Origin of the sequence: Microbacterium enclense (genome assembly GCF_004022425.1) — a bacterium.
GTDB classification, from domain to species: domain Bacteria; phylum Actinomycetota; class Actinomycetes; order Actinomycetales; family Microbacteriaceae; genus Microbacterium; species Microbacterium enclense_A.
Genome location: NZ_RBZY01000007.1, coordinates 77,324 through 83,355, shown reverse-complemented (window position 1 = coordinate 83,355; position 6,032 = coordinate 77,324). Strand labels below are relative to the sequence as shown.

3 protein-coding genes and 1 pseudogene are annotated in these 6,032 nt (G+C 71.0%); 3 read left to right on the top strand and 1 reads right to left on the bottom strand.

The genetic code is table 11. From position 1 onward, the window contains the following. The 3 genes and pseudogenes from D8Y23_RS03150 to treZ form a co-directional block, all read left to right on the top strand. Positions 1-866, top strand: a pseudogene (locus D8Y23_RS03150) (glycogen debranching protein GlgX); the annotation flags it as partial. 6 nt (positions 867-872) lie between these two features. Further along, positions 873-3,275 carry a malto-oligosyltrehalose synthase gene (gene treY, locus D8Y23_RS03145; protein ID WP_128216722.1) on the top strand — a complete coding sequence of 801 codons (2,403 nt, stop codon included), beginning with the start codon at positions 873-875 and terminating at the stop codon, positions 3,273-3,275. Between the two features lie 102 nt (positions 3,276-3,377). Beyond that, positions 3,378-5,129, top strand: a complete 1,752-nt coding sequence (treZ, locus tag D8Y23_RS03140; protein ID WP_128216721.1) for a malto-oligosyltrehalose trehalohydrolase — start codon at positions 3,378-3,380, stop codon at positions 5,127-5,129. A 13-nt stretch (positions 5,130-5,142) separates the two neighbouring features. Here treZ and D8Y23_RS03135 read toward each other — a convergent pair whose 3' ends face one another. Further along, the gene (locus D8Y23_RS03135; protein WP_128216720.1) at positions 5,143-5,970 is read right to left on the bottom strand and encodes a tryptophan-rich sensory protein; all 828 of its coding nucleotides are present in this window, start codon (positions 5,968-5,970) and stop codon (positions 5,143-5,145) included. Positions 5,971-6,032: the final 62 nt, after the last annotated feature.

Sequence of the window (6,032 nt, the reverse complement as noted above, 5' to 3'; positions counted from 1 at the left end):
CGCACGACGGCTTCACGCTCCGCGACCTCGTCTCGTACAACGAGAAGCACAACGAGGCCAACGGCGAGGACAACAACGACGGCGAATCGCACAACCGCTCCAGCAACCTGGGTGTGGAGGGGCCGACCGACGACCCCGAGGTGCTGAAGCGCCGCGCGCAGCAGCAGCGCAACTTCATCGCGACGCTGCTGCTCAGCCAGGGCGTGCCGATGCTGCTGCACGGCGACGAGCTGGGCCGCACGCAGGGCGGCAACAACAACGGCTACGCCCAGGACAACGAGATCACCTGGGTGGACTGGTCCAGCGTCGACCACCCGCTCGTGGAGTTCACCGCGGCTCTCGCACGCCTCCGCAAGGAGCACCCCACCTTCCGCCGCAGCCGGTTCTTCGACGGCCGCCCGGTGAAGATGGAAGAGGGGGACAACATCCCCGACGTGGTGTGGCTGCGTCCCGACGGTACGCTCATGCAGCCCGAGGACTGGGACTCCGGCTTCGGCCGCGCGGTCGGCGTGTTCCTCAACGGCCAGGGCATCCGCGAGCGCGACCGTCGCGGCGAGACGATCAGCGACGACCACTTCCTGGTGCTGTTCAACGCCGGCGACGAGCCCGTGGACTTCCACGTGCCCGCAATCCAGTACTCGCCCGAGTGGGACGTGTACGTCGACACCGCGGGCGAGCGCGCCAACACCGAGCCGATCGCGCCGGGTGAGGCGCTCCAGCTCGAGCCGAAGTCGCTCATCGTGCTGCGCGAGCACCACCTGCCCGAGCCCGAGATCGACCACACGGTCGCCGCCTCGCTCACCGCGCAGATCGCCATCACCGCCACCGACGACCTGCCCGGGCAGGCACCCAAACCGGAGCTCTGAATCAGAATGCGGCATCCGCTTTCGACCTACCGCCTGCAGATCCGCGAATCCTTCCCCCTCGACACCGCTGCCGAGGTCACGGGCTATCTCCGTGACCTCGGGGTGTCGTGGGCGTACCTGTCGCCCCTGCTCGAGGCGACGCCCGGGTCGGACCACGGGTACGACGTCGTCGACGTCACGCGGGTCGACCCGGCACGCGGCGGCGCTTCCGGCTTGAAGCGATTCGCGGAGGCCGCGCGGGCCGCGGATCTCGGCATTCTGATCGACATCGTCCCCAACCACATGGGCGTATCCGAACCGCGGACGAACGCCTGGTGGTGGGACGTGCTCCGCCAGGGCCGCGCCTCCGCGCACGCGGACGCCTTCGACATCGACTGGGAGTTCGGTGGCGGCAAGGTCCGCGTGCCCGTGCTCGGCGCCGATCTCGCCGACGTGATCGAAGAGATCTCGTACGACCCGACGCCCGCGACCGATGCACCCGACGGCCTGATCCGCTACTACGACCACGTCTTCCCGGTCGCGCCGGGAACGGGGACGGCGGACGTCCCGATCCTTCTCGCCGCGCAGAACTTCGAGCTGCGGTTCTGGCAGGACGAGGCCGCCGACCTGAACTACCGACGCTTCTTCGCCGTCACGACCCTCGCGGGCGTGCGGGTCGAGCGGCCCGACGTGTTCGACGCGACGCACGCCGAGATCCTGCGCTGGGTGCGCGAGGGCCTCGCCGACGGCCTGCGCGTCGACCATCCGGACGGGCTCGTCGACCCGGGCGGGTACCTCGACCGGCTCGCGGCTGCTCTCGTCGATGCGGGTGGTCCCGAGGCGGGTTACGTCCTCGTGGAGAAGATCCTCGAGCACGGTGAGGCTCTGCCGTCGTGGTGGAAGACCGCTGGCACGACCGGCTACGACGCGCTCGCCGAGGTCGACCGCGTGCTCACCGACCCCGCGGGGGAGGCGGCGCTCGACGCCCTCGACGCGCGGCTGCGTACCGACAGCGGCCTGCCGGCCTCGACCGGCTGGCACGACCTCATCCACGACACGAAGCGACGCATCGCGGACACGATCCAGGTGTCCGAGATCCGCCGCATCGTTCGCGGACTCCCCGCTGCCCTCCGCGAGGAGTTCACCGCCGAAGACCTGCAGGACGCCCTCGCCGAGATCCTCGCGTGCTTCCCCGTCTACCGCTCGTACCTCCCCGCCGGACGCTCCCGCCTGGATGCCGCCGTCGGCGAGGCCGAGGAGCGTCGGCCCGAACTCGGCGACGTCATCGAGGCGCTCGTGCCGGCCCTCACCGACACCGATCTCGAGATCGCGTGGCGCTTCCAGCAGACCACAGGTCCCGTCATGGCCAAGGGCGTCGAGGACACGGCGTTCTACCGCTTCACGCGCCTCGGCTCCCTCACGGAGGTCGGTGGCGACCCGTCGCAGTTCTCGCTCGACGTCGACGGCTTCCACACCGCACAGGTCCAGCGCCAGGCGTCGTGGCCGACGGCCATGACGACGCTGTCGACCCACGACACCAAGCGCGGCGAGGACACCCGCGCCCGCATTGCGGTGCTCGCTGAGATCCCCGCACGGTGGGCCGAGGTGCTGGAGGAGTTCCGGAGCATCGCCTCGACCGGGCACGGGCCCTTCGATGCGCTGCTGTGGCAGGCGATCGTGGGCGCGTGGCCCGCCTCCGCCGAGACCCCCGCGGGCCTCGCGGAGTACCGCGAACGGCTGCACGCGTACGCCGAGAAGGCGGCGCGCGAAGCGTCCGAGGTCACCGGCTGGTGGGAGCAGGACGAGGCGTTCGAGGAGCGCATGCACGCCGTCGTCGACGCCGCGACCGGGCCCGTGGCATCCCGTGTCCGGGCGTTCGTCGACGAGATCGCAGCCGACGGGTGGTCGAACGGCCTGTCCTCGAAGCTGCTGCAGATCACCGGACCCGGTGTGCCCGACGTGTACCAGGGCTCGGAACTGTGGGAGCAGTCGCTCGTCGACCCCGACAACCGCCGACCCGTCGACTTCGCGGAGCGGGCACGCCTGCTGGCCTCGCTGGACGCCGAGGATGCGACGCCTCCGGCGGTGGATGCCACCGGCGCCGCGAAGCTTCTCGTGACCTCGCGCGCCCTGCGCGTGCGGCGCGATTGCCCCGAGCGGTACTCGCTGTACCGTCCGCTGGAGGCCGCCGGTGCGGCATCCGGTCATGTCGTCGCGTTCGACCGCGGCGGGGTGTCGGCCGTGGCGACCCGCCTGCCGCACGGTCTGCGCGAGGCCGGCGGTTGGCGCGACACGGTGCTGCTGCGGCCCCACGTCCCCGCGGTCGACGTGCTGACGGGTCGGCGTTTCCCCGGCGGCCCGGTGCTCCTGTCTGAGCTGCTGCAGGATCTGCCGGTGGCGCTGCTGGTCGACGAACCGGCCTGCTCCTGATTTCCCGGCGCGTGAGGGGTCAAGAACTGTCGCCTCACGGCCTCGCAAGCGACAAATATTGACCCTTCACGCGTGAGACGGAGGGGCGGAAGAGAGGATGCCATGAGCGTGGGACTGTGGGCACCGAAGGCCGACCGCGTGCGGCTGCGGCGGCTCGACGAGAGCGGCTCGAACGTCGTCGAGGACGTCGAACTCGCCGCGGGAGCGGGCGGCTGGTGGGGCGCCGATGTCGCCCTCGCCGACGGGGAGCGCTACGGTTTCGTCCTCGGCGACGGCGACGACCTTCGCCCCGACCCGCGGTCGCGGCGGCAGCCCGCCGGTGTGCACGAGGCATCCGCGTGGTTCGACCCGACGGCCTTCTCCTGGACGGATGCCGCGTGGACCGGGCGCCAGCTCGCGGGCGGCCTCATCTACGAACTGCACCTCGGCACCTTCACGCCGGAAGGCACCCTGGATGCCGCGATCGGACGGTTCGACCACCTCGTCGACCTCGGGGTGACCCACGTCGAGCTGCTGCCCGTCAATGAGTTCAACGGCGTCTGGAACTGGGGCTACGACGGTGTGCTCTGGTACACCGTGCACGAGGCCTACGGTGGGCCCGCCGCCTACCAGCGCTTCGTCGACGCCGCGCACGCGGCCGGGCTCGCGATCGTGCAGGACGTGGTCTACAACCACCTCGGACCGTCGGGCAACTACCTGCCCGAGTTCGGTCCGTACCTGCGCGAGGGCAGCCGGAACACGTGGGGCGACTCGATCAACCTCGACGAGGATGCCGTGCGCTCCTACATCGTCGAGAACGCGCTCATGTGGATGCGCGATTACCACGTCGACGGTCTGCGCCTGGACGCCGTGCACGCTCTGCTCGACGAGCGGCCGGTGCACGTGCTGCAGGAGATCGCCGAGCGCACCGACGCACTGTCGGCACACCGTGGCATCCCGCTCACCACCATCGCCGAGTCGGACATGAACGACCCGAAGCTGATCCTGCCCCGAGAGGCGGGCGGCTACGGCCTCACGGCACAGTGGTCCGACGACTGGCACCACACCGCGCACGTCGCCCTGACCGGCGAGACGATCGGGTACTACGAGGACTTCGCCGCGATCGAGGCGTTCGAGAAGGTGTCGGAGGGCGGGTTCTTCCACGACGGCACGTATTCGTCGTTCCGCGGGAGCGCGCACGGCCACCCGATTCCGGCCCAGGTGCCGAACTGGCGCCTGGTCACGTTCGCGCAGGATCACGACCAGATCGGCAACCGCGCTGCCGGAGACCGCATCTCGCAGAGCCTGCCGTTCGACCGCCTCGCGGCCGCCGCCGTGCTGACGCTCACCGCCCCGGGCACCCCGATGCTCTTCATGGGCGAGGAGTGGGGTGCGAAGACCCCCTGGCAGTTCTTCACGTCGCACCCCGAGCCCGAGCTCGGCGAGGCCACGGCGAAGGGGCGCGTCGCCGAGTTCGAGAAGATGGGCTGGGACGAGTCCGTCGTCCCCGACCCGCAGGACCCCGCGACCTTCCAGCGGTCGAAGCTCGACTGGGCCGAGCCCGCGGCCGACGGTCACGCCGAACTGCTCGCGCTCTACCGCGAGCTGGCGAAGCTCCGCCGGGAGCGCCCCGAACTCACCGACCCGTCACGCCACGGCCTGTCCGCGCGAGCGCTCGAGGCCGCCGGGGGCCGCGTGTACGAGCTGCACCGGGGCGACCTCGTGGTTCTCGTGAACCTGTCGGATGCCGAGGCGGCGGTGCCCGTGGCATCCGGTGCGGGTGTGCTGCTCGCGACCGTCGACGGGACGGTCCTCGAAGACGGACTGCTCACCGTGCCCGCCGGGGGCGCCGCCATCGCGGCTCCCGCCCTCTGAGTCGCCGCGAGCGTCAGTCGATCGACGGGCGGATCAGGCGCAGGCCCGAGACGACGGCCGGCGGAAGCAGCACGACGACGGCGACGATGATCGCCGTGACCGCGATGGGAGTGCTCGCCGGGGATCCGGTGAGGCGTTCCACGGCGAGCCACGACAGCCCCCACGCCAGCGCGAGGGCCGGGGCGATCCGCCACTCGCTGCGCCACGCGATCGCGAGGCCGAGCAGCGCGACGACGACGAGCACGGTCACCCCGATGGCGTCGGCGGCGTTCTCCCACGACGGCGGCACGACGGTGGTCAGCCACGCCGCGGTGTTGGCGACGGTCGCGAGGGTGACCCAGCCGAGGTGGAGTCCCGTGACCCCGTCGATGAGGATCGAGTCCACGACCCCGCCCCGCGGATCGCGCGTGACGACGGCCGTCCGGAACGCCCAGCCCAGCGCCGCGAGCAGCAGCACGATCACGACGACCGTGAGGAACAGCGTGCCGAAGCGCGCCGCGACGAGCCACAGACCGTTCAGCACCATGGTCAGCGCGATCGGCCACCCCAACGCTCGCTGGCGTTCGGAGGACCGCTGGCGGGGGAGCGCCTGCCAGATCGCGTACGCGATGAGGCCGAGATAGATGACGGACCAGATCGAGAAGGCCGGGCCGGCGGGGGCCAGGTAGGAGCCGTCGGTGTCGAGGGCGCCGCCCTGCTGGTCCTCGACGGCGGTGTTGCCGAACGCTCCCGCGCCGATCACCGCCGCGATCAGCATGAACGACACGGCGGACAGGACGACGATCTGCCGGACGAGGTCCGAGCCTCGCGCGGGGGTACGGGCGTGGTCATTCGCGTTCATGTCTAGAACACTAGATAAGCTAGCCACTTCCGCGCCCCGGCTTGACAGGAGCCGACGGTGCC

Excerpts from the sequence above, each read along its gene's own strand:
- D8Y23_RS03135 (WP_128216720.1), bottom strand. The coding sequence starts at position 5,970 with ATGAACGCGAATGACCACGCCCGTACCCCCGCGCGAGGCTCGGACCTC.
- treY (WP_128216722.1), top strand. The coding sequence starts at position 873 with ATGCGGCATCCGCTTTCGACCTACCGCCTGCAGATCCGCGAATCCTTC.
- treZ (WP_128216721.1), top strand. The coding sequence starts at position 3,378 with ATGAGCGTGGGACTGTGGGCACCGAAGGCCGACCGCGTGCGGCTGCGG.